The sequence below is a fragment of the Micromonospora sp. NBC_01739 genome (assembly GCF_035920385.1).
Classification (GTDB): Bacteria; Actinomycetota; Actinomycetes; order Mycobacteriales; family Micromonosporaceae; genus Micromonospora.
In genome coordinates this window covers 5557346-5581114 of sequence record NZ_CP109151.1, presented here as the reverse complement: position 1 = coordinate 5581114, position 23769 = coordinate 5557346, and the positions used below count along the sequence as shown (strand labels likewise).

21 protein-coding genes are annotated in these 23769 nt (G+C 71.2%); 6 read left to right on the top strand and 15 right to left on the bottom strand.

Annotated features, from left to right (window positions below; all coding sequences use genetic code 11):
• Positions 1-33: 33 nt before the first annotated feature.
• Genes OIE53_RS25320 through OIE53_RS25300 form a run of 5 tightly spaced genes read right to left on the bottom strand, consistent with a single transcriptional unit; the run spans position 34 to position 4787 of the window.
• Positions 34-1170, bottom strand: a complete 1137-nt coding sequence (locus OIE53_RS25320) for a branched-chain amino acid ABC transporter permease (RefSeq protein ID WP_327023974.1) — start codon at positions 1168-1170, stop codon at positions 34-36.
• Positions 1167-2057, bottom strand: a complete 891-nt coding sequence (locus OIE53_RS25315; protein WP_327023973.1) for a branched-chain amino acid ABC transporter permease — start codon at positions 2055-2057, stop codon at positions 1167-1169. Before OIE53_RS25315 ends, OIE53_RS25320 begins: the two co-directional genes overlap by 4 nt.
• On the bottom strand, positions 2057-2836 hold the full coding sequence (locus tag OIE53_RS25310; protein ID WP_327023972.1) for an ABC transporter ATP-binding protein: 780 nt from the start codon (positions 2834-2836) through the stop codon (positions 2057-2059). The genes OIE53_RS25315 and OIE53_RS25310 overlap by 1 nt, the downstream gene beginning before the upstream one ends.
• Positions 2836-3579 carry an ABC transporter ATP-binding protein gene (locus tag OIE53_RS25305; protein ID WP_327023971.1) on the bottom strand — a complete coding sequence of 248 codons (744 nt, stop codon included), beginning with the start codon at positions 3577-3579 and terminating at the stop codon, positions 2836-2838. The genes OIE53_RS25310 and OIE53_RS25305 overlap by 1 nt, the downstream gene beginning before the upstream one ends.
• Positions 3580-3581: 2 nt before the next feature.
• A complete protein-coding gene (locus OIE53_RS25300) occupies positions 3582-4787 on the bottom strand; it encodes a substrate-binding domain-containing protein (RefSeq protein WP_327023970.1) in 1206 nt (401 codons plus the stop codon).
• Between the two features lie 343 nt (positions 4788-5130).
• Here OIE53_RS25300 and OIE53_RS25295 point away from each other — a divergent pair, with 343 nt between their 5' ends.
• Positions 5131-6468: a TrkH family potassium uptake protein gene (locus OIE53_RS25295; RefSeq protein ID WP_327023969.1), complete on the top strand. Its 1338-nt coding sequence runs from the start codon at positions 5131-5133 to the stop codon at positions 6466-6468.
• Positions 6458-7129, top strand: a complete 672-nt coding sequence (locus OIE53_RS25290) for a potassium channel family protein (RefSeq protein WP_393340210.1) — start codon at positions 6458-6460, stop codon at positions 7127-7129. Before OIE53_RS25295 ends, OIE53_RS25290 begins: the two co-directional genes overlap by 11 nt.
• A 50-nt stretch (positions 7130-7179) precedes the next feature.
• Here OIE53_RS25290 and OIE53_RS25285 read toward each other — a convergent pair whose 3' ends face one another.
• From OIE53_RS25285 to OIE53_RS25255, 7 genes are all read right to left on the bottom strand, one after another.
• On the bottom strand, positions 7180-8886 hold the full coding sequence (locus OIE53_RS25285) for a serine/threonine-protein kinase (protein ID WP_327023968.1): 1707 nt from the start codon (positions 8884-8886) through the stop codon (positions 7180-7182).
• Between the two features lie 70 nt (positions 8887-8956).
• On the bottom strand, positions 8957-10510 hold the full coding sequence (locus tag OIE53_RS25280) for a fused MFS/spermidine synthase (RefSeq protein WP_327023967.1): 1554 nt from the start codon (positions 10508-10510) through the stop codon (positions 8957-8959).
• 36 nt (positions 10511-10546) lie between these two features.
• Positions 10547-11551, bottom strand: a complete 1005-nt coding sequence (locus tag OIE53_RS25275; RefSeq protein ID WP_327027408.1) for a coiled-coil domain-containing protein — start codon at positions 11549-11551, stop codon at positions 10547-10549.
• Positions 11552-11839: 288 nt separating this feature from the next.
• The gene (locus OIE53_RS25270; protein WP_327023966.1) at positions 11840-12649 is read right to left on the bottom strand and encodes an inositol monophosphatase family protein; all 810 of its coding nucleotides are present in this window, start codon (positions 12647-12649) and stop codon (positions 11840-11842) included.
• Positions 12642-13094, bottom strand: a complete 453-nt coding sequence (locus OIE53_RS25265) for a response regulator (RefSeq protein ID WP_013736029.1) — start codon at positions 13092-13094, stop codon at positions 12642-12644. Before OIE53_RS25265 ends, OIE53_RS25270 begins: the two co-directional genes overlap by 8 nt.
• On the bottom strand, positions 13091-14902 hold the full coding sequence (locus OIE53_RS25260; RefSeq protein ID WP_327023965.1) for a sensor histidine kinase: 1812 nt from the start codon (positions 14900-14902) through the stop codon (positions 13091-13093). The genes OIE53_RS25265 and OIE53_RS25260 overlap by 4 nt, the downstream gene beginning before the upstream one ends.
• Positions 14899-16035 (bottom strand): PP2C family protein-serine/threonine phosphatase, encoded by a 1137-nt coding sequence (locus OIE53_RS25255; protein WP_327023964.1) that lies wholly within the window; start codon positions 16033-16035, stop codon positions 14899-14901. The genes OIE53_RS25260 and OIE53_RS25255 overlap by 4 nt, the downstream gene beginning before the upstream one ends.
• A gap of 273 nt (positions 16036-16308) precedes the next feature.
• Here OIE53_RS25255 and OIE53_RS25250 point away from each other — a divergent pair, with 273 nt between their 5' ends.
• Entirely contained in the window at positions 16309-18687 is a 2379-nt protein-coding gene (locus OIE53_RS25250) for a M28 family peptidase (protein WP_327023963.1), read from the top strand.
• Positions 18688-18820: 133 nt separating this feature from the next.
• On the opposite strand, the gene OIE53_RS25245 is transcribed toward OIE53_RS25250, so the two are convergent.
• The 3 genes from OIE53_RS25245 to OIE53_RS25235 form a co-directional block, all read right to left on the bottom strand.
• Positions 18821-19075 (bottom strand): Smr/MutS family protein, encoded by a 255-nt coding sequence (locus OIE53_RS25245; protein ID WP_013736060.1) that lies wholly within the window; start codon positions 19073-19075, stop codon positions 18821-18823.
• A gap of 115 nt (positions 19076-19190) precedes the next feature.
• Positions 19191-19562, bottom strand: a complete 372-nt coding sequence (locus OIE53_RS25240; protein ID WP_327023961.1) for a tetratricopeptide repeat protein — start codon at positions 19560-19562, stop codon at positions 19191-19193.
• 155 nt (positions 19563-19717) lie between these two features.
• Positions 19718-20470, bottom strand: a complete 753-nt coding sequence (locus OIE53_RS25235; RefSeq protein WP_327023960.1) for an ROK family protein — start codon at positions 20468-20470, stop codon at positions 19718-19720.
• A gap of 97 nt (positions 20471-20567) precedes the next feature.
• On the opposite strand from OIE53_RS25235, the gene OIE53_RS25230 reads away from it, so the two are divergent.
• The 3 genes from OIE53_RS25230 to OIE53_RS25220 all read left to right on the top strand — a co-directional run bounded on the left by OIE53_RS25230 (position 20568) and on the right by OIE53_RS25220 (position 23726).
• On the top strand, positions 20568-22205 hold the full coding sequence (locus OIE53_RS25230; RefSeq protein WP_327023959.1) for an ABC-F family ATP-binding cassette domain-containing protein: 1638 nt from the start codon (positions 20568-20570) through the stop codon (positions 22203-22205).
• 81 nt (positions 22206-22286) lie between these two features.
• Positions 22287-23012 carry a methyltransferase domain-containing protein gene (locus tag OIE53_RS25225; RefSeq protein WP_327023958.1) on the top strand — a complete coding sequence of 242 codons (726 nt, stop codon included), beginning with the start codon at positions 22287-22289 and terminating at the stop codon, positions 23010-23012.
• Positions 23013-23189: 177 nt separating this feature from the next.
• Positions 23190-23726: a phospholipase gene (locus tag OIE53_RS25220; protein ID WP_327023956.1), complete on the top strand. Its 537-nt coding sequence runs from the start codon at positions 23190-23192 to the stop codon at positions 23724-23726.
• Positions 23727-23769: the final 43 nt, after the last annotated feature.

The following is a 23769-nucleotide window of genomic DNA, read 5'->3' as shown; positions in this document are numbered from 1 at the left end:
GTACATTGATCGCCAAGGCTAGCGGCCTTCTGGTCAACTCTCCCGACGCGGGCCCCGACTCTCCCGACGTGGGCCCGGGCGCAGGGCGTTGCGCAGCAGGGCCAGGCGGGGAGCCAGGCTGGCCAGGCCGCCGGGGAAGAAGTAGACCGCCAGGATGAAGACCGTGCCGAGAACGAACAGGGGCTGGGAGAGGGGTCGGCTGAGGAAGTCCGGCAGGGCGTCCACCGCACCGGAGCTGCCGACCGAGACCAGGCGGTGGTCCAGGTACATGTAGAGGATGCCGCCCAGCACCGGGCCCCAGCGGGTGCCGGGGCCGCCGAGCACCACCATCACCAGCAACGACAGGGTCAGCTCACTGCTGGTGATGTGCGGGGAGGCGCCGCCGACGATCAGGCAGTAGACCACCCCGCCGGCCGCCGCCAGACCACCGGCCAGGGTGAAGGCGACCAACTTGAACCGGTACGGGTCCAGCCCGAGCACCCCGATGCGCCGCTCGTCGTCGCGCAGCCCGGCCAGCACCCGCCCGGTCGGGGAGCCGCTGACCCGGTGCACCACGAAGACCACCACGACCAGGTACGCCAACGCCAGCCAGTACAGGTTGACCGTGTTGGCCACCCCGACCAGCCCGGCGGGCACCCCGGTCACGTCCAGCGGCAGCCCCTCCTCGCCACCGGTCAACCCACCGAAGTCGCGGGCCACCAGGATCGCCCCGACCTGGGCGAAGGCCAGGGTGACCATGGCGAAGGCGATGCCGACCGTACGCAGGGCCACCGCCCCGACCAGCGCGGCCAGGATGGTCCCGCCGACGATCGCCAGCGGCGCGGCCTGCCACAGCGGCAACCCGGCCCGGGTGATCAGGATGTCCGTGCCGTACACCCCGGCGGCGAAGTAGAGGGCGTGCCCGAAGGAGAGCATCCCGGTCCGCCCGAACAGCAGGTCGTAGCCGGCCGCCAGGCCACCGAAGACCAGGCAGACGGCGAGCAGTTGCAGGGTGCCGGGCGAGTTCAGGGCCCCCTCGAACAGGCCCGGCAGGTGCAGGGTGGAGTACGGCAGGATCAGCGCCACCAGCACGACCAGGGGCAGGAAGGGGCGCAGCCGGGACCCACCGGTCGGCTGGGCCGGTACCTCCGCGACAGGTGCCGGGATTTCGGGACTCTTGACCTCGGTCATGCCGTAGCCACCTTTCCGGCGATGCCCTGCGGGCGCAGCAGCAGCACCACGGCCAGCAGCGCGACCACACAGATGTCGCCCAGCCCGGAGGTGCCGTAGTAGTTGACGAACTGTTGCAGCAGCCCTACCGCCACGGCCGCGTACGCGGACCCGATCACCGAGCCCATGCCGCCGATGACCACCACGATGAAGGCGAAGATCAGCAGGGAGCCGCCCTGCTGGGGCGAGACCGTGCCGAAGTAGACACTGCCCAGCGCACCGGCCAGGGCCGCCGCCGCGCCACCGATGGCGAAGACCAGGGTGAAGGCCTTGCGTACGTCGATGCCCAGCGCGGTCACCATCTCCCGGTTCTCCACCCCGGCCCGGATGATCAGGCCATACCGGGTCCACTGGAGGAAGGCCAGGATCGCGGCCAACACCAGCACCGCGGCGGCGATCAGCAGCAGCCCCCCGTTGGGCACCTGGGCACCCAGGATGGTCGTCACCTGGCGGGTCCACTCCGGACGCGGGAAGGGCCGGGCGTCGGCCCCCCAGGTGGCCTGCAACAACGCCACCCCGGCCAGGGAGAGACCGACGGTGACCAGCACCTGTTCGATGGTGCGGGAGTAGAGCGGCCGGATCAGCACCAGTTCCACCAGCACCGCCATCAGGGTGCCGGCGGCCACCCCGAAGGCGACCGCGGCCACAAAGCCGAAGCCGTCCGCGCCGGCACCGGGCAGGTTCCCCGCCGCCCACCAGGTCGCGTACGCCCCGACTCCGAGGAACAGTCCGTGCGCGAAGTTGAGTACGTCGGCCAGGCCGAAGACCAGTGACAGGCCGGAGGCCACCAGGAAGTACAGCGCCGCCAGACCCAGCCCGGTCAGGGTCAGCAGGATGACCGCGTCCATCAGTGCCCGTCCTTCCGTCCGGCGCCGGGCGCGGCGTGGTGGCTGCCGGGCGCGGCGTGGTGGCCCTCGGCCGAACCGACCCCGAGCAGGGACCGGGTCAGCTCGGTCTCGGCCAGCAGCCGCTGGGCGTCGCCGGTCCAGGCCACCTGGCCGGCGGCCAGCACCACGGCGTCGCGGGCCAGTCGCCGGACCACGGCCAGGTTCTGCTCCACCAGCAGCACCGGCACGGATTCGGCGACCCGCGCCAACACCTCCGCCACCTCGGTCACCACCTTCGGCGCCAACCCCTTGGTCGGCTCGTCCACCAGCAGCAGCCGGTTGTCGTTGAGCAGCACCCGACCGATCGCGAGCATCTGCTGCTGCCCGCCGGAGAGGGAACCGGCCCGCTGCCGGGACCGTCGCTGCAACTCGGGGAAAAGTGCGAAGACCCGGTCGTACGCCGCAGTGCCGCCCCGCCGCTCGGCGAGGCGCAGGTTCTCCGCGACGGTGAGTCCGGCGAAGACGCACCGGTCCTCGGGCACGTAGCCGAGCCCGCCGCGCACCAGCCGGTGTGTCGGTTGGCCGAGCAGCGCCGCCGACTGCATCCGGACGGTGCCACGCACCTCGCCGTTGCGGGGAGTGAGCCCGACCAGGGCCCGCAGCGTGGTGGTCTTGCCGACCCCGTTGCGGCCGAGCAGCACGGTGACCCCGGTGGGAGCGACCGTGAACGACACCCCTTGCAGGATGTGCAGCCCGGCGATCCGTACCGACAGGTCCTGCACTGCCAAGATCGGCTCCATCAGAGCTCCTCCCCCAGGTAGGCCTCTTGCACGGTCGGGTTGGCCATCACCGTCTCCGGGGTGTCGCAGGCCAGCAGGGCGCCGTGGTGCATCACGGCGATCCGGTCGGCCAAATCGAGGATCACGTCCATGTGGTGCTCGACCATCAGCACCGACCGGCCACTGTCTCCGGTCAGCGACCGGATGACCTGGACCAGTTCCGGGACGTCCTCGGCGCTGACCCCGGCCATCGGCTCGTCGAGCAGCATCACCCGTGGTTCGCCGGCCAGCAGCAGGGCGATCTCCAGCTTGCGTTTCTCGCCGTGGGCCAGGGTGCCGGCCAACGCCGTACCCCGGTGGGCCAGGCCGACCCGCTCCAACGCCGTGTCGGCGGCGGCGGCCACCTCCCGGTCGGCCGCCGCCCGCCGCCACAGCTTCATCGAGCCCCCGCGGTGTGCCTGTACGGCCAGCCGGACGTTCTCCCGTACGCTCAGCGACCCGAAGACCGATGAGGCCTGGAAGGTACGCCCCAGGCCCAGCCGGGCCCGCCGGTGCGGCGGCAGGGTGGAGATGTCCTGTCCGTCCAGGGTGACCTGGCCTTCGGTGGGCCGACGCAGACCGGTGATCAGGTTGAACAGTGAGGTCTTGCCGGCGCCGTTGGGCCCGATCACCCCGAGGAACTCCCCGGGTGCCAGGTCGATCTCGACGGAGTCGACGATGGCGACCTCACCGATCCGCCAGGTCAGACCGCGGGTGGCGAGCATCCTCAGCCCTTCATCGCCTGGACCGGCGGGGCAGCCTCGTCACCGGTCAGCGCCTTCTGGGCGGTGGCGGTGAAGGTGTCGCCGCTGCCGGTGAGGTTCGCCTGGTACATCGGCTGGAGCAGGGCGTGGTCCTCGGCGCGGATGGTCATGGTGCCCTTCACACCCTCGAAGCTCCAGCCCTCCAGGGCGGTGATCATCTTCTCGACGTCGTCCCCGCCCTCCTGCACGGCCCGGACCACCATCTGGGCGGCGGCGAAGCCGTCCGGGTGGAACAGGTCGAGGGTGCCGCCGGGCACCTTCGCCTTCGCGGCCCTGGCCGCCTCGGTGTCGCTGGCCCCGTCGAAGTAGTGCGACAGGAAGGAGATCTTGGTGCCGGCCGCCCCGAAGGTGGGCCAGGAGGCGCGGATGTCCAGCCCGGTGACCACCGTGGTGGAGCTGAGTACGCCCTGCTGGTCCAGGGTCTGCCACATCGCCGGGGCGGTGGTGCCGGCCCAGGCCACGAAGAGCAGATCCGGCTTGGCGGACTTGATCTGGCTGGCGAAGGGGGTGAACTCGGTGGCGCTGGCCGGTGCCCGGACCGCGCTGACGGTCGCCCCGGCACCCCCGATGATCTCCTTGACGGCGGCCTCGTTGGCGTCCCCGAACGCCCCGTCCTGGGCGAACACCACTACCTTCTTGCCGGTCGGGTCGCCGATGAAGGACCGGGCGGTAACCACGTCCTGGTACGACTGCCGCCCGGAGCGGAAGGTGTACTTGTTCACGCCGGTCACCGCGTCGGTGGCGGCCGGGCCGGAGATGAACAGCACCTTGTTCTGGGCGGCGATCGGGGCGACCTGAAGCGCCACACCGGACGCCGTCGAACCGGCGATGATCTTGCTGCCCTTGCCGATCAGGTCCTTGGCCGCGGAGACCGCCTTGGCCGGGTCACCGGCGTCGTCGACCTCGGTGATCTCGATCGCCCGGTCACCGACCTTGTTGGTGCCGCCGGTGGCGAAGTCCAGACCGGCCCGGAACCCTTCGATGTACTGCTTTCCGTAACTGGCCAGCGCTCCCGACTGGGAGTACACCAGGCCGACCTTCACCGGGGCGGCGCTGTCGCCACCACCGTTGGCGGTGTCCTGCGGGCTACCACAGGCCGTGGCGGCCATCGCCGCGGCCAACATCGTTGCGGCGGACAGGAGCGCCCGCCGTGTCGTCCGGACCGTCATTGCCACTCCACGTGAGGACTCAGAGGGAGAGAAACCTTATGTGTCGGCTCACGCTAGAAGTGACATCACCCACGGGCTATGTGGCCCGTGCACACAAGTGGCCCGAGGTGGATGGCTTCCGGTTACAGCCAGGAGAACCGGGCAGCGTCCTCCCGGGAAGACCATGGCCGCATATCCCACGGCCACCTCCCACCCTGTGTCGTCCACCGCTACCCGCCCGACCGCCCCTCGGGCGGGCAATCTTGGACAGTTTCCGTTCTCGGGTAGCGGCAACTGTCCAAGATCTACCTCGGGATTCCGATTTCCCTCCGTTCGAGATCGCCGGAAATCGGAAGATTGTCTGGTGCACCGGTTCTTTCGTCACCCCGTACGGCTGGTGCCGCTCGCTTTCCTGGTGGCGATCGGAATCGGCACCGGACTGCTGATGCTGCCCCCGATGACGGCCCCCCGACACGAACCGGCGCCGCTGCTCACCGCCCTGTTCACCGCCACCTCGGCGATCTCGGTGACCGGGCTGACCTCGGTGGACACCCCGACCTTCTGGTCCACCACCGGCCTGGTGGTGATCATGGTCCTCACCCAGATCGGCGGGCTGGGCATCCTCACCGGCGCCGCCCTGGTGGTCCTGACGGTCTCCCGACGGCTCGGCCTGCACAACCGGATGCTGGTGCAGGCCGAGACCCTGGAGTACGGCATCGGAAACCTGGGTCGCCTGCTGCTGCGCATCGGTGCGACCGTGCTGGCCTGCGAGGCGGCGATGACGGCCATCGTCACCGTACGGCTCTGGCTGGGGTACGACTATCCGCTCGGACGAGCCCTGTGGTCGGCGGGTTTCCACGCCATCCAGGCCTTCAACAACTCCGGCTTCTCCCTCTACCCGCACGGCCTGCTGTCCCTGGCCCGCGACCCCTGGGTCTGTCTGCCCCTGGCACTGGGCAGCATCATCGGCGGGCTCGGTTTCCCGGCCCTGTTCGAGGCGGTCCGCGAGTGGCGCCACCCGATCCGGTGGGCGGTCGCCACCAAGCTGACCATCTGGGGCAGCCTCGCCCTGGTCCTCCTCGGCTTCCTGGTCCTCCTGCTGATCGAGTGGAGCAACGCCCGGACCATCGGCCCGTACGCCGTCGGCGACAAGATCCTCGCCGCCTTCACCCAGATCGCACTGTCGCGTACCGGTGGGATCGAGGTGGTGCCCATCGCCGGCCTGCGGGAGGAGACCCATCCCCTGCTGACCGGGTTGATGTTCATCGGTGGCGGCAGCGCCAGCACCGCCGGCGGCATCAAGGTCACCACCTTCTTCCTGCTCGCCTTCATCATCTGGGCGGAGATGCGGGGCGAGCCGGACGTCACCGTGGGGCATCGTCGGGTGGCCACCGCCAGCCAACGGCAGGCCCTGACGGTAGCCCTGCTCAGCGTCGCGATCGTGGCCGTGGGCACCCTCCTGCTGATCGCCATGACCCACCAGGTGCCGTTCGACGCCGCCTTGTTCGAGATCACCTCGGCCTTCAGCACCACCGGCCTCTCCGTCGGGGTGACCTCGGCCCTGTCCGACGCGGGTCTGCTCCTGCTGACCGTGCTGATGTACATCGGCCGGGTCGGGCCGCTGACCCTCGGCTCGGCGATCGCGCTGAACACCCGGCGTCGGCTCTACCGCTATCCAGAGGAGCAACCCATTGTCGGCTAACCGCCCGGATCCGGGGCCCATCGCCGTGATCGGCCTCGGCCGGTTCGGCTCCCGCCTGGCCGAATCGCTCAGCGCCCTGGGTCACGAGGTCCTCGCCATCGACCATGACGCCCAGCGGGTGCAGAAGTGGTCGAACCTGCTGGACCAGGTGACCCAGGCCGACTCCACGGACGACCGGGCCCTGCGCCAACTCGGGTTGACCGACCTGAGCCGGGTAGTGGTGGCCATTGGGGCCTCCGTGGAGTCCAGCGTGCTCACCGTGCTGGCGCTCGTCGAGTTGGGGGTGCCGCAGATCTGGGCACGCGCCACCTCTACCCAGCACGCGAAGATCCTCTCCGCGGTCGGGGCGCACCATGTGATCTTCCCCGAGAAGGAGACCGCCGAACGGCTGGCGCACCTGATCGCCAGCCGGATGCTCGACTTCATGGAGTTCGGGGACGCCTTCGCCATCGCGAAGATGCCGGTACCCGCGGCCCTGGCCGGACACCACCTGAACGAGGAACAACTGCTCGACCGCCACGGGGTACGGATCATCGGGATCAAGCCGGCGCAGGAGCAGGGGTACCGCTACGTCTCGGACAGCCTGCGCCTGGGCCCCGAGGACCTCGTCATCGTCGAGGGGACCATCGAGCAGGTCCATGCCTTCGCCTCACTGACCTGACCTGACCTGACCCGACCTGACCTGTTCTGACTGGGGCGTACCGCAGATCCTCAGCCCTTCCGGCGGGGAGGCCGGTGCGACTTGCCCCGCTTGGCCGCCTTGCTCTTCTCCGGCTTGCCCTTCGCCGGGGTGCCCTTGGCCTGCTGCTCCTTCTTGCCGGGGCCACCCTTCTTGCCGTCCTTCTTCTCCGGCTTGGCCTTCTCCGACTTGCTCTTCGACTTGCCGGAGCTGCCCGAGCCCCCCGAACCGGCCTTGCCACCGGAACCGGCGGCGGCCTTCACCGGCTTCGGGGTCGGCGCACTGCCGGCGATGCCGGACACCTGCACCCCGCACTGCTCGTCACCCAGGCGGAACTCCACCGGCAGCGGATTGGTGCCGGTGTAGGTGCCGGTCAGGTTCAGCTTCTCGGTGGCACCGGGAGCCAGGGCGGGACGCTGCGGGGTGGCCAGCAGTGCCACCGCGCGCCCCTGCTGGCGGGCCGGCACCGGGCTGGCCTCGGTCACCTGCTGCTCACCGGGGAAGGCGAAGCGGACCGTCCAGTCCCGCAGTTCCCGCTCCCCGGTGTTGGTCAGGCTCAACTCGGCCGTGAACTCCTTGCCGGAGTCCTTGCGCAGCGCGTACGAGACCTGGCACGGGATGCGCTGCTCACCGCCCATCCGGGCCTGGGTGGGCTGGTCGATGCCGCCGCTGGCCGGGCTGCGGGAGGTCACCCCCCACACCGCTGCGGTGACGGCCATCAGCGCCACCGCGGCCACCGCCGCCTCGGCCCGCCGCCGCCGGTCCAACCGCCGCCGGGTACGCAGACCCATCAGCGGCATGGCATCCGTCGCCGCCGACCAGGGCAGGATGGTGGTGCCCGCACTGGCCAGCAACATCGCATCGGCCGGTTGGTCGGCCGGGGACACCGGCACCCGGGGCACCTTCCCGATCACCTCGGCCAGGGTCCGGGCCACCTCGGCCGTGCCGGGCCGGTCGGCGGGCCGCTTGGCCAGGCAACGGTGGATCAGCTCGGCCACCCCGGCCGGCAACTCCGGCACCGGGGGCATGGGTTCGGGTTCGCGGTACATGTGCGCCCGCAGCATCTGGGTGGTGGTCTCCACCTGCCAGGGCAGCCGTCCGGTCAGCATCCGGTAGAGCAGCAGTCCCACCGCGTACACGTCGGTGGCCGGGCTGACCTGGCCGTTGTCCAGGCGTTCCGGGGCCAGGTAGGCCGGGGTGCCGAGCAGGGTGCCGTCCGTGCCCTTCTCGCTCTCCCCCACCAGGGCGGAGATACCGAAGTCGACCACCTTCACGCCGGTGGGGGTGAGCATGACGTTTCCCGGGGTGACGTCGCGGTGCACCACCCCCCGGGCGTGCGCGGTGGCCAGGGCGGAGGCCACCTCGGCCGCGATGGTCACCGCCTCCCGCCAGGGCAGGGTGCCCACACCGGCGAGCCGGGCGGTCAGCGGAGCACCGTCGATCAACTCCATCACCACGTACGGCAGGGTCAGCCCCACCTGCTGGGACTCGCCGTAGTCGTACACATTGGTGATGTTGGGGTGGCAGAGCCGGGCCGCGGCCTGGGCCTCGGTGCGGATCCGGTGGCGGAAGGCCCGGTCGCTGGCCAGCCGGGAGGCGAGGACCTTGACCGCGACCTGCCGGCCGAGCACCTCGTCGTAGCCGCGCCAGACCACGGACATCCCGCCCGTGCCGAGTTGCTCGATCAGCCGGTACCGCTCACCGAGCAGCTGCGCGCCCCTGCGTACCTCTGCACCCATGGTCGGCCTTGTTGCCCGATGCGAACCCGCCTACACCTTTCTGAACGGATTCGGTCGCGGATTCACCCGATCAGGCGGTGGCCAGCAGTTGATCCACCGGGGCGTAGTCGTCCGTGAGCACCAGGGCCTCCCCGACGAAGTCCGTCAGATCCCCGCCGCTGAGCAGGCTGACCGGCTCGTTGGCGGCGTCCAGCCGGGCCCGGATGGCGGCCAGCGGCAGCGGGGCGTCGGAGGCGACGATGAGGAAGTTGGCCCCCTGCTCCCCGGCCAGGGCCTCCGGCGGGGCGATCAGGGCCACCTGCGGGAACTCGGCCGCCACGGTGGCCACCTCGCTGCGGATGAACCGCAGCGGCGGATAGTCGATGACGTTCTGCACGTACACCCCACCCGGCCGGGTCACCCGCCGGATGTCCGCGGCCATCTCCCGGGTGGCCAGATGCCAGGGCACCACCAGGTGGCCGAAGGCGTCCCCGACCACGAAGTCCCGACTGTCGGTGCCCTCCTTGGCCACCAGCATCCGGGCGTCACCCACCACCGCCCGCAGGTCCGGCCCCTGGCGTACGCCGAGCAGCCGCTCCCCCAGGTCGACCAGCCCGCCGTCGATCTCGAACACCAGGTTGTCCGTACCGGGCCGGGTGGCGGTCAGGTAGCGGGGCATGGTGAAGCCGCCCCCGCCCAGGTGCAGGGCGTCCAGCCGCTGCCCCTCCGGGGCCATCACGTCCGCCACCGCGCCGATCCACCGGGTGTAGGCGTACTGGAGGTAGGTCGGGTCGGCGAGATCCACGTACGAGTGCTGGGCCGAGTTGAGCAGCAGGGTGCGTCCGTTCTCCCGGCCGGGATCGGCCTCGACCTTGGCGCAGTGGTACGCCGTCTCCACGTCACACGGATTCGGGGCGACCATGGTCAGCCCGGCACCGACCAGGCCGAGCACCGCCAGCGCCGCCTTCACCCGGGCCGGACCGGGCAGGGTGGCCCGGTCCTGGCGGTGCAGGTAAACCCCCAGGGCGATCCCGGTGATCCCCAGGGAGGCGGCCAGCCCGAACAGGATGACCGTGCTGGGCAGCGCGGCGACCAGCACGAACCCGGTGCCCAAAGTCGCCGTGACCGCGCCCAGGGTGCCGATGCCGGAGAGCCGACCGACCACCTGACCGGTACGGCGCAGGTCGGCCAGTTGCAGCTTGACCACCAGCGGGGTGACTGCCGACAGCAGCATCGCCGGGGCGAACACGGCGACCGCCACCAGCAGCAGGATGGCCCCGGCCGTGCCGCCGGTGAGCACCTCACCGGCGTACCGCACCGCCGGCAGGGTGATCGCGGTGGCGATGCCGGAGAGCACCAGGGCAGGGGCCAGCAGGGTACGCGGATTGCGCTTGTCGGCCAGCCAACCCCCCGCCCAGGCCCCGTAGGCGATCGCGGCCAGGGCGATGCCGATGACCGAACTGGTCACCTGAAGAGTCACCCCGACGTACGGCCCGACCAGGCGCAGCGCCGCGGTCTCCAGCACCAGGACGGCGCCGCTGGAGTAGAAGACCAGGAAGGCGGCGAGCCCGTTGGGCAGGGCCCGTGGGGTCGTCGGATCGGCCGAGGCGGCCGGTGCCGCGAGGTCAGGCGATGGAGAGTTCATCGTGGGCATGGTACGCAGCGTCGCGACGGCCCCGGGTCAGTACATCGAGAGATGAACGTGGTTCGTGTGGTCCGCGGCGGGACTGCCACTGCCGCCGTACGACCGCCAACCGGTGCCCGGGTGCCAGATCTGCCGGTACCAGATGACGTACAGCACACCCAGCCGATCGGCGTTGCGTACGTGCCAGGCGGCCAGACTGTCCCCGTACGCCTTGTCCCCGCCGGTGGCCGTGCGGTCCTCGAAGCCGTTGGTGGCGGCGGAGAAGTCGCAGGCCCGGCCCTTGGGGTGTTCGCCCGAGCCACCGCTGCGGTAGCAGGAGACGTACCGCTTGTAGCCGGCGGCCTGGGTCTGTTGCAGGGCGTGCAGGGTGCGCGGGGTGATGCAGCCCGAGGTGGTCGGGTCGTTCACCGAGCAGGACTCCGACGGCCAGGAGCCGTTGGCGTTGCGTGGTGCCGGCTTGGCCGAGGTGGAGTTGCCGCCGCTGAAGCCGCCGCTGCTGCCCGAACTGACCGCGGCCAGGGCCGCCTCGGTCTCCTTCTTCTTCTTGGCGATCACGGCTAGCTGCTTGGTCTGCTCGCGCACCTCGGCGTTGATCGCCAGCTTGGCCTGGCGGGTCTGCTCACGGGCCTCGGCCAGCTCGCGGACCCGACGGCCGTCCCGCTGGGCCATCATGTCCAGGCTGGCGGCCCGCTGCACGAAGGCCTCCGGGGTGCCGCTGTCCAGCAGGGCTGCGGCGGCGCTGAGCCGACCGATCCGGTACGACTGCGCGGCCACCTCACCGACCATCAGGCTCAGCTCGGCCAGCCGCTCCTCCAGCTCGGACAGCTCCTTGGCCATCTTCTTCTGGCGCTTCTTGGAGCCGTCGAGCTTGCGCTTGGCCTCGATGTGGGCCTTGGCGGTGGCCTCCAGGGTGTCCCGCAGCTTCTTGCTGCCCCCCTCGTTGGGCTCCGCGTACGCCGGCACGGCGCCGAGGCCGAACAACATCATGACGGCGGCGAGCAGGGCGATCAGCGTTCGATGCGAGCGCCGCCGCACGGGCATGGACCTGCGCACGAAAGCATCCTCTCGTCGTCCGCCGGCCCCCCTTGGTGAGATCCACTGCGCGGCGGCGGTCCCCGCCGGCGCCGATCGGCGGCCTGCTGGCGATGAACCGCCGGTCAGAATACCGGAACCAGCACCCCCGACCAGTCCCCCGACCCCCACACCCGTCAATCATCAACCCACCGCAACCCCCACCTCACCCTCCGCCCTCATGCCTCGCTGATCAAGAAGTTTTGGTCTTGATCCGGGCTGCGGAAGACCAAAACTTCTTGATCAACTCAACGGAGGTCAGATCGGGAGGAGGGTTTCGTGGACTGTGTGCCAGACCTGGTCGTTGACGGCGACCAGGAGGCCGTGCTCGGTGTCGGCGGGGTGATAGTCCGCGCCGTCGAAGCGGCGGGCCACCCCGCCTGCGGCCCGCACCAGCAGGGTGCCCGGACCGTGGTCCCAGGGCAGGGTGCGCCAGAAGATCACGAACTGCTGGGCCCCGGTCAGCAGGTCCAGATATTCCCGGCCGGCGCAGTGCTGACCCGGCAGCAGTTCACCGACCCGCGCGCCACCGGCCTCGACCGTCCGCCGGGAGGCCGGCGGCAGGAACCTGGTCATCGCCGCGCCCCGCAGGCTGCCCAGCGGGGGCGCCTCGGTCGGCAGACGCAGCGGGCGACCGTCGAGGTGGACTCCGGTCTCCAGCCAACCCGTGGCCAGGGTCTCCGCCAGCGGATCGAAGATCCAGCCGGCCACCGGCTCACCGCCGGAGAGCAGCGAGATCATCAGAGCGAAGGGACGTTGACCGGCCGCGAAGTTGGCCGTGCCGTCGATCGGGTCGACCAGCCACACCTCCCCTTCCGACCGCAGGTGGCGCAGCAGGCCCGGATCCTCCGCCACCGCCTCCTCGCCGACCACCAGCGAGTTCGGCCGCAGCCGGCGCAGCCCGGCGGTGATCGCCTCCTCGGCCCTACGGTCGGCGACCGTGACCAGCTCACCGGGTGCCTTCTCGATCACGTCGGCGGCGTCCAGATGACGGAAGGACGGCAGTACGATCCGGTCCGCGGTCTCCCGCAGCAGTCCGGCGACGTCGTCGAGCAGGGTGTCAGCCACGCGGCGGCAGTTTCACCACACTGACGAAGAACTCGTCGATCTGTCGGACCACCGAGATGAACCGCTCGAAGTCCACCGGCTTGGTGACGTAGGCGTTCGCGTGCAACTGGTAGCTGCGCAGGATGTCCTCGTCGGCCTGGGAGGTGGTCAGCACGACCACCGGGATGCGGCGGAACTGCTCGTCGTTCTTGATCTCCTCCAGCACCTCCCGGCCGTCCCGGCGGGGCAGGTTCAGGTCGAGCAGGATCAGATCCGGCAGCACGGCGTCCGCGTACTGGCCCTCGCGGCGCAGGTAGGCCAGGGCCTCGGCACCGTCGGAGACGACATTGAGCCGGTTACGCAGCTTGTGCTCCTCGAACGCCTCCCGCGTCATCAGCACGTCGCCCGGGTCGTCCTCGACGAGCAGCACCTCGATCGGGCTGTTGCCGTCCGCTGGCGCGGTCATCTCACCGCCTCCTTCATCCCACCTGTTTCGCCGCTACCCGACCCGGCGTCCCCGCCGACGGCCTCCTGCGAGCCGCCCTGGCGGGCCACCCCGCTCCGCTGCGCCCCGGCGGCCTGGTCGTCCGCCTCGGGAACCGAATCCGGGTCAGCGTCCGCGCCGACCGTACCCGCACCCTCGGGCTGCTCGCCTCCGTCGCGGCCTTCCGCGTCCGAATCCGGCGCCACCGCTCCGGCCGGCTGGTCGGCCTGGGCGGCCGTGACATCCTCCGGTCGGGCCGGCAGGGTGAAACGGATGGCCGTGCCCTCGGGTACGTCGGTGTCCACCCAGACCCGACCCCCGTGATATTCCACGATCTTCTTGACGATGGCCAGCCCGATGCCCGTGCCGGGGTAGGCGTCCTTGGCGTGCAGCCGCTGGAAGATCACGAAGATCTTGTCGGCGAACTCCGGCTCGATGCCGATGCCGTTGTCCTGGCAGCTGATCTCCCACTCCTCGCCGACCAGGCGGGCTGAGATGTGCACCTTCGGCGGCACCTCGGGTCGGCGGAACTTGACCGAGTTGCTGACCAGGTTCACCAGCAGGTTGGTCAGCAGGGGTTCCTCGCCCCGGATCACCGGCAGGTCGTCCCAGGTCAGCTCGGCGTCGGCGTACTGCCGGGCCGGCTCGGTCTGGGCGGCCACCTCGGCCATCAGGTTGTTCATGTTGACCTCGGTGAACCCGGCGGTGAGGCGACCGATCCGGGAGAAGGCCAGCAGGTCGTTGATCAGCCGCTGCATCCGCTGGGCGCCGTCCACCGCGAAGGCGATGTACTGGTCGGCCCGCTCGTCGAGGCGGCCCGCGTACCGGCGTTGCAGCAACTGGCAGAAGCTGGCCACCTTGCGCAGCGGCTCCTGCAGGTCGTGCGAGGCGACGTAGGCGAACTGCTCCAGGTCACGGTTGGACCGGGTCAACTCCTCGGCCTGCTTCTGCAACTGGGTGTTGACCCACTCGATCCGCTCCCGCGCCTCGCGTACCTCGGCCAGGTCGGCCGCGATCCGCTGACGCATGGCGTCCACATCCGCGCCGAGGCGCTGGAACTCCGGCGGCCCGCCACCGACGATCCGATGGGTGTAGTCGCCCGTGACGACCTCCCTGACCTGCCCGGCCAGGGCGGTCAACGGCCGCAGCACCATCCGGTCCAGCGCCAGCAGCAGGGCGATACCCGCCACGGCCACCACTAGGGCGGCGACGATCAGCAGGATGACCAGGAGGTTGCCGGTCTGCTCCACGTTGCGGGCGGTGGCCTGCCGGGCGGTGAGAATCTCCTCCTGGAGGGCGGCGACCGCGCCCCGTACCTCGTCGAACCGTTGCCGGGTCTCGTCGGTCAGCAGGGCCTGACCGGCTTCGGTGCCGCTGGTCCGGGTGGTCTCGATCACCGGCTGGGCGACCGCGCGCCGCCACTCGTCCGCCTGCTGCTCCACCGCCTGCAGATCCGCCACGATCTCGGGGTACTTGCCGGACAGCTGCCGGATCTCCTGCGCGGTGGCCCGTTCCTGGGCCAGGCCCTGCTCGTACGGGGCCAGGTCCTCAGGGTCCGCCGTCACCGCGTACCCGCGTACGGCGGTCTCCTGGTCCAGCAGCGCGTTGAGCATCTCCTGGCCCTGCACCCGCAGCGGGCCGACCTCCATCAGCAGCACGTCGGTGTACTCGCGGTTCTTGGAGGCCACGACCGCCTCGGCCACCGCGACACTGAGCAGCAGCACCCCGACCACACCCAGCAGCGCCAGCACCCGCCGGCGCAGCGTCCACCAGCTGACCCCTACGCTCACCGGCCACCGCCCCGGGTGACCAGCAGCATCGCCACGTCGTCGGCGAAGGGGCCGCCGTTGAGCTGCTCAGCCCGCCCGACCAGCCAGGCCGGCAGTTCGGGCAGGGCGACGCGGCGGCCGTCCGGCTCCTGCAACAGTCGGGTCAGACCGGGCACGTCGAGGCGTTCGTCGCCCTCGCCCACCCGGCCCTCGATCAGACCATCGGTGTACATCAGCAGAGACCAGTCCTCGGTGTCGAACTTCAGATCGAAGGCGACCGGGCGCCGTGGGCGTACCCCGAGCAGCAGGCCACCCGGTGCGGGCACCGGGGCCACCCGCCCTCCGGAGAGCAGGACCGGCGGAGGATGACCGGCCAGCCGTACGATGCCCCGGTTGGCGTCGAGGTCCAGGCGCACCGTGGCGACCGTGGCGAAGATCTCCTGGAGTCGGCGCTCGCTCATCAGCACCTGCTCCAGGGCGGGCAGTACCTCGTCGTCCGGCACCCCGGCCAGGATCAGGGCCCGCCAGGCCACCCGCAACTCGACCCCGAGCGCCGCCTCGTCCACCCCGTGCCCGCACACGTCACCGACGATCAGGTCGACCCGATCCGGACGGGTCTGCACAACGTCGAAGAAATCGCCACCGATCAGGGCAGCGTGTCGGCCAGGCCGATAGAAGGTGTGCACGGCGATCTTGTCGGTGGACATCAGTGGCTGGGGCAGCAGACCCCGCTCCAACCGGGCCGACTCGGCCTGCCGCAGCTCCACCTCGCGCAGTCGGCGGGCGTTCTCGTCGGCGCGCTTACGCTCCACCGCGTACCGCAGGGCCCGGGTCAGCAGCACCCCGTCGACCTGGCCCTTGACCAGGTAGTCCTGGGCCCCCTCGGCGACCGCGACGATGCCCAGGTGCTCGTCGCTGCGGCCGGTCAACACACAGACGGCCGCGCTGCCGGACATCTCCAACACCTGCCGCAGGCCGTCCAGCCCCTGCGCGTCCGGCAGACCCAGATCCAGCAGTACGCAGTCCACCCCGGTCATCCGGCGGCGGGCCTCGCGCAGACTGGTGGCGACCACCAGGTCGATGCCGGAGTTCGTCTCGGCCAGCAGCTCACCGACCAGGAAGGCGTCGCCCTCGTCGTCCTCTACCAGCAGCACCCGCAGCCGCTCCCCCGGCGGGAGGTTGGGATTACCTCCCAGGCCACCTCGCGGGTACGGCCATGACACGACGGAGGGACCGGTCGTGCCGGTCCCCCGGTGTGCCCGGGCCACCGCCGTGACCGGCGGGAGTTCGCTGGTGATGTCGGGCTCCTTCCGAGTGCCCCGCTGATCCTGTATTAGACAACGTTCGCACACAACACGACGGAGCGCCCTGGCGTGGCATAGAGGATGATGTGCACCCCCCAGGTCCCATCCCCCGAGGAGCCGTCCGTGGGCGCACCCCCCAGCCCCGCTGCCGATCGTGCCCTGTCCCGACCCCGTCGCCGCGGGCTGGCCGCGTTGGCGGCTCTGGTCGCGCTGGCCGCCGTCGGCACCCTGGCCCTGCTCGACATCCGCCCCCCGACACCCCGCCCCACGGACGCACCGGCCGAGGAGTTCAGCGCCGGTCGGGCGTACGCCCATCTGGCTGTCGTCGCCGGTGGGCCGCATGTCGCCGGCAGCCCGGCCAACGACGAGGTCCGCGCCTACCTGGAGGCCGAACTCCGCAAACTGGGCCTGACTCCGGAGGTACAGGACACCGTCGCCGAGGAGGCCGGTCAGCTCAGCGGAGCCGCCGCCGGCGCCACCCTGGCCCGGGTCCGCAACGTGGTGGCCCGGCTGCCCGGCACCGACCCGACCGGCACGGTGTTCCTGGTGGCCCACTACGACGCCGTGCAGACCGGGCCGGGCGGCAACGACAACGGGGCCGGGGTGGCCGCCATCCTGGAGGTGGCCCGGGCGCTGACCAACGGACCGGCCCCGCGCAACGAGGTCGTCTTCGTGCTCACCGACGCGGAGGAGGCCTGCCTGTGCGGGGCCTCCGCCTTCGCCGCCGACCATCGGCTGGCCGCCGAGAAGGGGGTGGTGCTCAACCTGGAGGCGCGGGGCCGCACCGGGCCGGTGATCATGTTCGAGACCTCGCCGCGGAACGCCGCGCTGGTGGAGGTCTTCGGTCGGGCCGCGCCGCATCCCGTCGGCACCTCCTTCGCCGTGGAGGTCTACCGCGCCCTGCCCAACGACACCGACTTCACGGCCTTCCTGGACCACGGTTTCGTCGGGCTGAACTCGGCCTATCTGGACGGGGGCGCGATCTACCACACCCCGCTGGACACCCCCGGGTCGATGGACCGGGCCAGCCTCCAGCACCACGGCGCCAACACCCTAGCCATGGCCCGCGAATTCGGTCGGATCGACCTGACCGACCTGGACGCCGGACACGACGCCACCTACTTCCCGATCCCCGGCGGCCTGGCCCGCTACCCCGGGCCGCTGGTGCTGCCGCTGGCCCTGCTGGCGCTGGCCGGGGTGATCGTGCTGGCCTGGCTGGCCCGGCGTCGAGGTCGGGTCACCGGGGGCCGGCTGGCAGCCGGGTTCGGGCTGGCGCTGGTGCCGATCGTGGTAGCCCCGCTGGGCGCGCAGTTGCTCTGGGCCGCGATCACCGCCATCCGGCCCAGCTACGCGATGCTGCTCGACCCGTACCGGCCGACCTGGTATCGACTGGCGGTGCTGGCGCTGGCCGCCGCCGTGCTGTTCACCTGGTACGCCCTGACCCGTCGACGGGTCGGTCCCGCCGCCCTTGCCATCGGTGGACTGGGCTGGCTGGCGCTGCTCGGCGTACTGCTCGCGGTGCTGGTGCCCGGTGGGGCGTACCTGGCGACCCTGCCCGCCCTGGCCGGCGCCCTGGCCGGGCTGGTCGCGGTGGCCGCCCGCATCGAGGGCCCGGTACCGGTCATCGCGGTGACCCTGGCCGGCGCGGTCGCCGTGGTCGTCCTGCTGCCCGTGGTGGTGCTGCTGTTCCCGGCGCTGGGCATGACCATGGGGGGTGTCGCGGCACTGTTCGCGGTCCTGCTCGGCCTGGCCGCCCTGCCGGTGGTGGACCTGCTGCACCCCGAGGCCGGCGGCCAGCGGGGCCTGGTGGCCCTGCGGGCCCGGCGGCTCGGCGCGCTGCCCGCCGGGGCCGCCACCCTGGCCGCGATCGTGCTCGCCGGGGTCGGGCTGGCCGTCGACCGGTTCGACGCCGCGCACCCCACCCCCACCCACCTGATGTACGCCCTGGACGCCGACACCGGACAGGCCCGCTGGCTCAGCCGCGAAACCGACCCCCAACCCTGGACCGCACAGTACGTCGAGGGGCCGGTCTCCATCGCGGACGACTTCCCCGGCCTGGCCCACACCGACCTGCTGGGCGGCCCGGCGCAGGCGGCCCCACTGCCCGCACCCCGGCTGGAGGTGCTGGCCGACACCAGCACGGCCGGGCAGCGCACCCTGCGCCTGCGGCTGACCCCCCAACGACAGGTACGCCTGGCCACCCTGCACCTCGACACCTCCACGGCCACGGTTCGCAGCGCCACAGTGGCCGGCCGGCCGGTGCCGATCGAGACACGCGAGGGCCGGTGGGGCTTCGGGGTGGTCTTCCACGCCCCGCCCCCGGAGGGCATCGAGATCACCCTGACCGTAGAACCCCGGGCGGCACAGGTCTCCCTGCGCGCCCAAGACGTCAGCGACGGCCTGGACCAGATCCCCGGCTTCCGCCCCCGCCCACCCCACGTAGGCGTGGTCGGCTCCCACACCTCCGAAATGCTCGCCGTAGCCCGCACCTACCCCCTCTAGCCCTCGCCCTCCCCTCTCCCTCCCCGGCGATCTTGCACTTTTGGTCTCCGCAAAGCGGACATACTCCGCAGAAAGGCGACCGAAAGTGCAAGATCGGCGGGGTGGGGTGGGAGAGGCGGGGAGGGTGGGGGTCTTACTTCCAGCGGAAGTGGACGAAGAGGCGGCCGAAGTTCTTGGAGTCCTTCTCTACCCGGTGGTAGAGCTGCTTGACGTCCTTCTGGTCCAGGAAGCGCAGCACCCGCTTCTTGAGCTGGCCGGAGCCCTTGCCGGGGATGATCTCGACCAGGGTGGCCTTCTTCGCGACCGCCTCGTCCATGATCCCGCGCAGCGCCCGGTCGATGTCGTGACCCTTGTTGAAGATGTCGTGCAGGTCCAGCTTCAGCTTCATGGCGCGTCCACCGTCCGGTCGGCTCCCATGTGCCCATGGTAGGCAGGGTGGTTGCCGGGGCCGGAACCCTCGAAGGGGCAGCCCGGGTGGGCTGCCCCTTCGAGGGTTCCGATGGTCAGCGGGCGCTGGTCCCCAGCCGGGTCTCGACCCGGCGCAGGGCGGTCCGGTAGTCGTCGTTGGCGCCGTGCATGGCCGCTGCGATGCGCAGGTGGCGCAGCGCGTCGGAGTGCCGGTTCAGTCGCTCCAGGGTCCGGCCCAGGACGTGGTGGGCGTAGTGGTCGCTGGGGTTGCGGTCGACCAGTTCCCGCAGGTGCTCCTCGGCGCGACCGAGCTGGGCGGACTGGAAGTACGCCCGGGCCAGCAGTTGCCGTACGGCGGCGTTGTCCGGCTCGGCCTCGATGATCGGTTCGAGCAGTCGGGCCGCCCCGGTGGGGTCGCCCGACTCGAAGAACAGATTCGCCCGTCGGTACTCGGCCAGAAGATCCATCTTGACCACCCTCTCCCGTCGCAGCGCTGTTCTGACGCTCGCACAACAACGGCCGGACCGCGACTGTTCCCGCGTGCTCCTCCCGCCCCGCGCAGGCAGCGGTGTTAAGCAGGGGCCCTTCCTCTACACGAGGCGTTAATAAGGTGCCCTTCCTTTCACCGGAGCTTGAGGTCCCAGGCGCGGACCCCGCCGACTATGCCGGCGCTGTTGGGTACCACGACTACGTCGTCGCCCATCCGGGCGAGCTGTTCCGGGCGGATCAGTCGGGAGTTGCCGCCGCCCAGGTAGAGCCGGTCCCAGCGGAACACCGGGCGCAGCCCGTCCACCACCTGGCGGATCCGTCGGGACCAGAAGGCGTCGCCCAGCCGACGGCGTTCCGGTTCGCCGATGTAGGTGTCGTAGGTGGTGCCCCAGCGCACCGGGGCGTGGGACAGCTCCAGGTGCGGGGCGAGCACCCCGCCGTCGAACAGGGCGCTGCCCAGCCCGGTGCCCAGGGTCAGCACCAGCTCGCAGCCGGTGCCGGCGACCACCCCGGCACCGTGCACCTCGGCGTCGTTGAGCACCAGGGTCGGCAGCCCGAAGGCATCGGCGAGGGCGCTGCGGGCGTCGTACCCGGACCATTCGGCGAGCAGGGCCGGGTCCACCCGGGTACGCGGGCCGGAGCGGGTCACGTAGTGCGGGGTGGCCACCACCACCCCGTGCCGGATCATGCCGGGCATCCCGACCGTCACCCGGTCCGCCGAGGGCAGCCGGGCGCCCAGCTCCAGCAGGGTCTTGACGAACAGTTCTGGAGGCAGGGGGTACGGCGTGGGTACCCGCAGCGGCTGCGCCCGCATGGTGCCCGCGCTGTCCAGGACGGATGCCTTGATCCCACCGCCACCGCAGTCGATCGCCAGAGTGGTCTGCACGACCTGAGTCTGCCTCGTGCCGCTCGGCCGGCACGAGGAACCAGGGGGTGGTTAATCCGCAGACCGCCGACGGGTACGCGGGTAGGCTCGGCTCCTTGTGAGCGCCACGCTGATCGTCAAGGACCTTGCCGCCGGCCACGGGGACCGGACCCTGTTCACCGGGTTGGACCTGGTGGTGGCCCCGGGGGACGTGATCGGCCTGGTCGGGCCGAACGGGGCAGGCAAGTCGACCCTGCTGCGTACCCTCGCCGGGTTGTTGCCGGTGGAGGGCGGCAGCGTCACGGTGAGCCCGCCCGGCGCGAGCATCGGGCATCTGCCCCAGGAGCCGGAGCGGCGACCCGGCGAGACGGTACGGGCCTTCCTGGCCCGGCGTACCGGGGTGACCGGCGCGCAGGCCGCCCTAGACGCGGCGACCGAGGCCCTGACGGCCGGCAGGCCGGGGGCGGACGACGCCTACGCGGACGCCCTGGAGCGCTGGCTCGGACTGGGCGGGGCGGATCTGGACGAGCGGGCCGAGGAGGTGGCGGCCGAGTTGGGCCTCGCCGTCGACCTGGATCAGGAGATGACCGGCCTCTCCGGTGGGCAGGCGGCCCGCGCCGGGCTGGCCTCACTGCTGCTCAGCCGGTACGACGTGTTCCTGCTCGACGAGCCCACCAACGACCTGGACCTGGCCGGCCTGCACCGGTTGGAGCAGTTCGTCACCGGGTTGCGGGCCGGCACGGTGCTGGTCAGCCACGACCGGGAGTTCCTGTCCCGGACGGTGACCCGGGTGCTGGAGTTGGACCTGCACCAGCAGCAGGTGAACCAGTTCGGGGGCGGGTACGGGGCGTACCTGGAGGAGCGGGAGGTGGCGCGCCGCCAGGCACGCGCCGAGTTCGAGGAGTACGCCGACACCCTGGCGGGTCTGGAGGCACGGGCCCGGACCCAGCGGTCGTGGATGGAGAAGGGGGTCCGTAACGCCCGGCGCAAGGCCACCGACAACGACAAGATCGGCCGGAAGTTCCGCTCCGAGGCCAGCGAGAAGCAGGCCGCCAAGGCCCGGCAGACGGAGCGGCTGATCGAACGGCTGGACGTCGTCGAGGAGCCCCGCAAGGAGTGGGAACTGCGGATGGAGATCGCCGCCGCACCTCGCGCCGGCGCCGTGGTGGCCACCCTCCGAGACGCCGTGGTACGCCGAGGCGAGTTCACCCTGGGCCCGGTGAACCTGCAGATCGACTGGGCCGACCGGGTGGCGGTGACCGGGGCGAACGGGTCCGGCAAGTCGACCCTGCTGGGTGCCCTGCTCGGCCGGCTGCCGCTGGCCTGCGGACAGGCCGCTCTGGGCCCGGGGGTGGTGGTCGGCGAGGTGGACCAGGCCCGGGGGCTGTTCCTCGGGGACGCGCCACTGTTGGACGCCTTCCGGGCGGCCGTACCGGATCTGTCCCCCGCCGATGCCCGGACCCTGCTGGCCAAGTTCGGGCTGCGGGCCCAGCATGTGTTGCGTCCGGCCGCGACCCTGTCCCCCGGGGAGCGGACCCGGGCCGCCTTGGCGTTGTTGCAGGGGCGGGGGGTCAACCTGCTGGTGCTGGACGAGCCGACCAACCATCTGGATCTGCCGGCCATCGAGCAGTTGGAGTCGGCCCTGGACAGCTACCCGGGCACCTTGCTGCTGGTGACCCACGATCGGCGGATGCTCGACGCGGTACGCCTGGACCGCCGGCTGGAGGTTACCGCCGGGCGGATCGTGGAGTCCTGACCCGAGGCGCCAGGCATCTTCTGGGATAACCGACGCATACCGGGCAGCTATCCGGGTAACGGGCCGCCGGAGGTGGCCTGGATGGTGGCACTGGCACGCACTGCGCCCTCGGGCGAGCGGCTACGGGCGGTGGACGAGTTCCTCACCGAGGCGTGGACGGACCAGGTCCGGCACGACGATCGGCTGCGCCCGCTGGGAGTCGAGGTCCGCTTCGACCGGGGGGTCGCCCACCTGACCGGGGAGGCGGCGGACCCGGCCCAACTACGGCTGGTACGCGACCAGGTGGGCCGCCTGGCCGGGGTATTCGGCATCTGGTGCCGGGTACGGGTGGGCGGGCGCGACCCGGTGGTGGTGGACCTGGGGTGTGGGGCCACCAAGCAGTGGCCGGGCAATCTGGGGTTGGACATCTTCCCGGCGCCCGGGGTGGATGCGGTGGCCGACCTGTCGGGTTCCCTCCCGCTGGCCGACGACTCCGTGGACGTGCTGTTCGCGGTGCACATCCTGGAGCACCTGATCGACTTCCTGCCGCTGCTGGACGAGTGCCACCGGGTGCTCCGCCCCGGCGGGGTACTGCATGTGATGAGCCCCTGGTGGGGGCATGTGAACGCGGTCGCCGACCCCACCCATGTGCGACTGCTGGACGTACAGACGATCAAGGGGGTCTGCCTGATGCGCCCGCCGGGCACCCCCCGGTGGTATCCGCTGCACGCCGGCACGGACGGCGCCTCCATCTTCGCGGACCTGACCCCCCTGGGGCCCGACGACCCCGCCCCCTCCCCCGCGCACCTGGCCCGTTTCTTCGACTAGCCGCCACCTGGCGCAATCCCCGGGAGCTCAGGCTCCCGGGGATTCGTCTGTTTCAGCACCGGTCATCAATATTTCCCGCGAGTAACACCGAGCCGCCAAGGCATTGATCGACACTGATGACGCCGGTGACTCGCCGGTAACCCCCACCGCCCCCCACCCCCAGCGGAGGTTCCCCCAATGCCCAGACGACTCGCCACCCTCCTCGCCTCGGGCGTATTCGCGCTGCTCACCGTGGTCGCCGCCGCCTCCCCGGCGGCCGCCGCCGTGACCCCGGCACAGAAGCTGTCCGTGCTGTCCAGTTGGACGCAGACCAGCGCCAGCAGCTACAACGCCTGGAACTCGGCCCGGCAGAACCGTGCCGCCTGGGCGGAGTACAAGTTCGACTGGTCCACGGACTACTGCTCGTCCAGCCCGGACAACCCGCTGGGATTCAAGTTCTCCAACGCCTGCTTCCGGCACGACTTCGGCTACCGCAACTACAAGGCGGTCGGCCAGTTCAGCGCCAACAAGTCCCGCCTGGACAGCGCCTTCTACGAGGACCTGAAGCGGGTCTGCGCCACCTACAACTCCGTCGTCCGCCCGGCCTGCACCAGCCTCGCCTGGACCTACTACCAGGCGGTTTCCGTCTTCGGCTCGGTTGCCGCGGTGTCCCAGGCCGACATCGACCGGGCCGCCCGGATGAAGGCCGAAGCCGAGCGATACGCCCGATCCTGACCACCGCAGCCCACCGCGGGCCCGGCCGGCCACGGTCGCCGGG

Bases quoted from the DNA above. Each gene is read 5' to 3' on its own strand.
- OIE53_RS25320 (WP_327023974.1), bottom strand. From the start codon at position 1,170: ATGACCGAGGTCAAGAGTCCCGAAATCCCGGCACCTGTCGCGGAGGTA.
- OIE53_RS25315 (WP_327023973.1), bottom strand. From the start codon at position 2,057: ATGGACGCGGTCATCCTGCTGACCCTGACCGGGCTGGGTCTGGCGGCG.
- OIE53_RS25310 (WP_327023972.1), bottom strand. From the start codon at position 2,836: ATGGAGCCGATCTTGGCAGTGCAGGACCTGTCGGTACGGATCGCCGGG.
- OIE53_RS25305 (WP_327023971.1), bottom strand. From the start codon at position 3,579: ATGCTCGCCACCCGCGGTCTGACCTGGCGGATCGGTGAGGTCGCCATC.
- OIE53_RS25300 (WP_327023970.1), bottom strand. From the start codon at position 4,787: ATGACGGTCCGGACGACACGGCGGGCGCTCCTGTCCGCCGCAACGATG.
- OIE53_RS25285 (WP_327023968.1), bottom strand. From the start codon at position 8,886: ATGGGTGCAGAGGTACGCAGGGGCGCGCAGCTGCTCGGTGAGCGGTAC.
- OIE53_RS25280 (WP_327023967.1), bottom strand. From the start codon at position 10,510: ATGAACTCTCCATCGCCTGACCTCGCGGCACCGGCCGCCTCGGCCGAT.
- OIE53_RS25275 (WP_327027408.1), bottom strand. From the start codon at position 11,551: ATGCCCGTGCGGCGGCGCTCGCATCGAACGCTGATCGCCCTGCTCGCC.
- OIE53_RS25265 (WP_013736029.1), bottom strand. From the start codon at position 13,094: ATGACCGCGCCAGCGGACGGCAACAGCCCGATCGAGGTGCTGCTCGTC.
- OIE53_RS25245 (WP_013736060.1), bottom strand. From the start codon at position 19,075: ATGAAGCTGAAGCTGGACCTGCACGACATCTTCAACAAGGGTCACGAC.
- OIE53_RS25240 (WP_327023961.1), bottom strand. From the start codon at position 19,562: ATGGATCTTCTGGCCGAGTACCGACGGGCGAATCTGTTCTTCGAGTCG.
- OIE53_RS25225 (WP_327023958.1), top strand. From the start codon at position 22,287: ATGGTGGCACTGGCACGCACTGCGCCCTCGGGCGAGCGGCTACGGGCG.
- OIE53_RS25220 (WP_327023956.1), top strand. From the start codon at position 23,190: ATGCCCAGACGACTCGCCACCCTCCTCGCCTCGGGCGTATTCGCGCTG.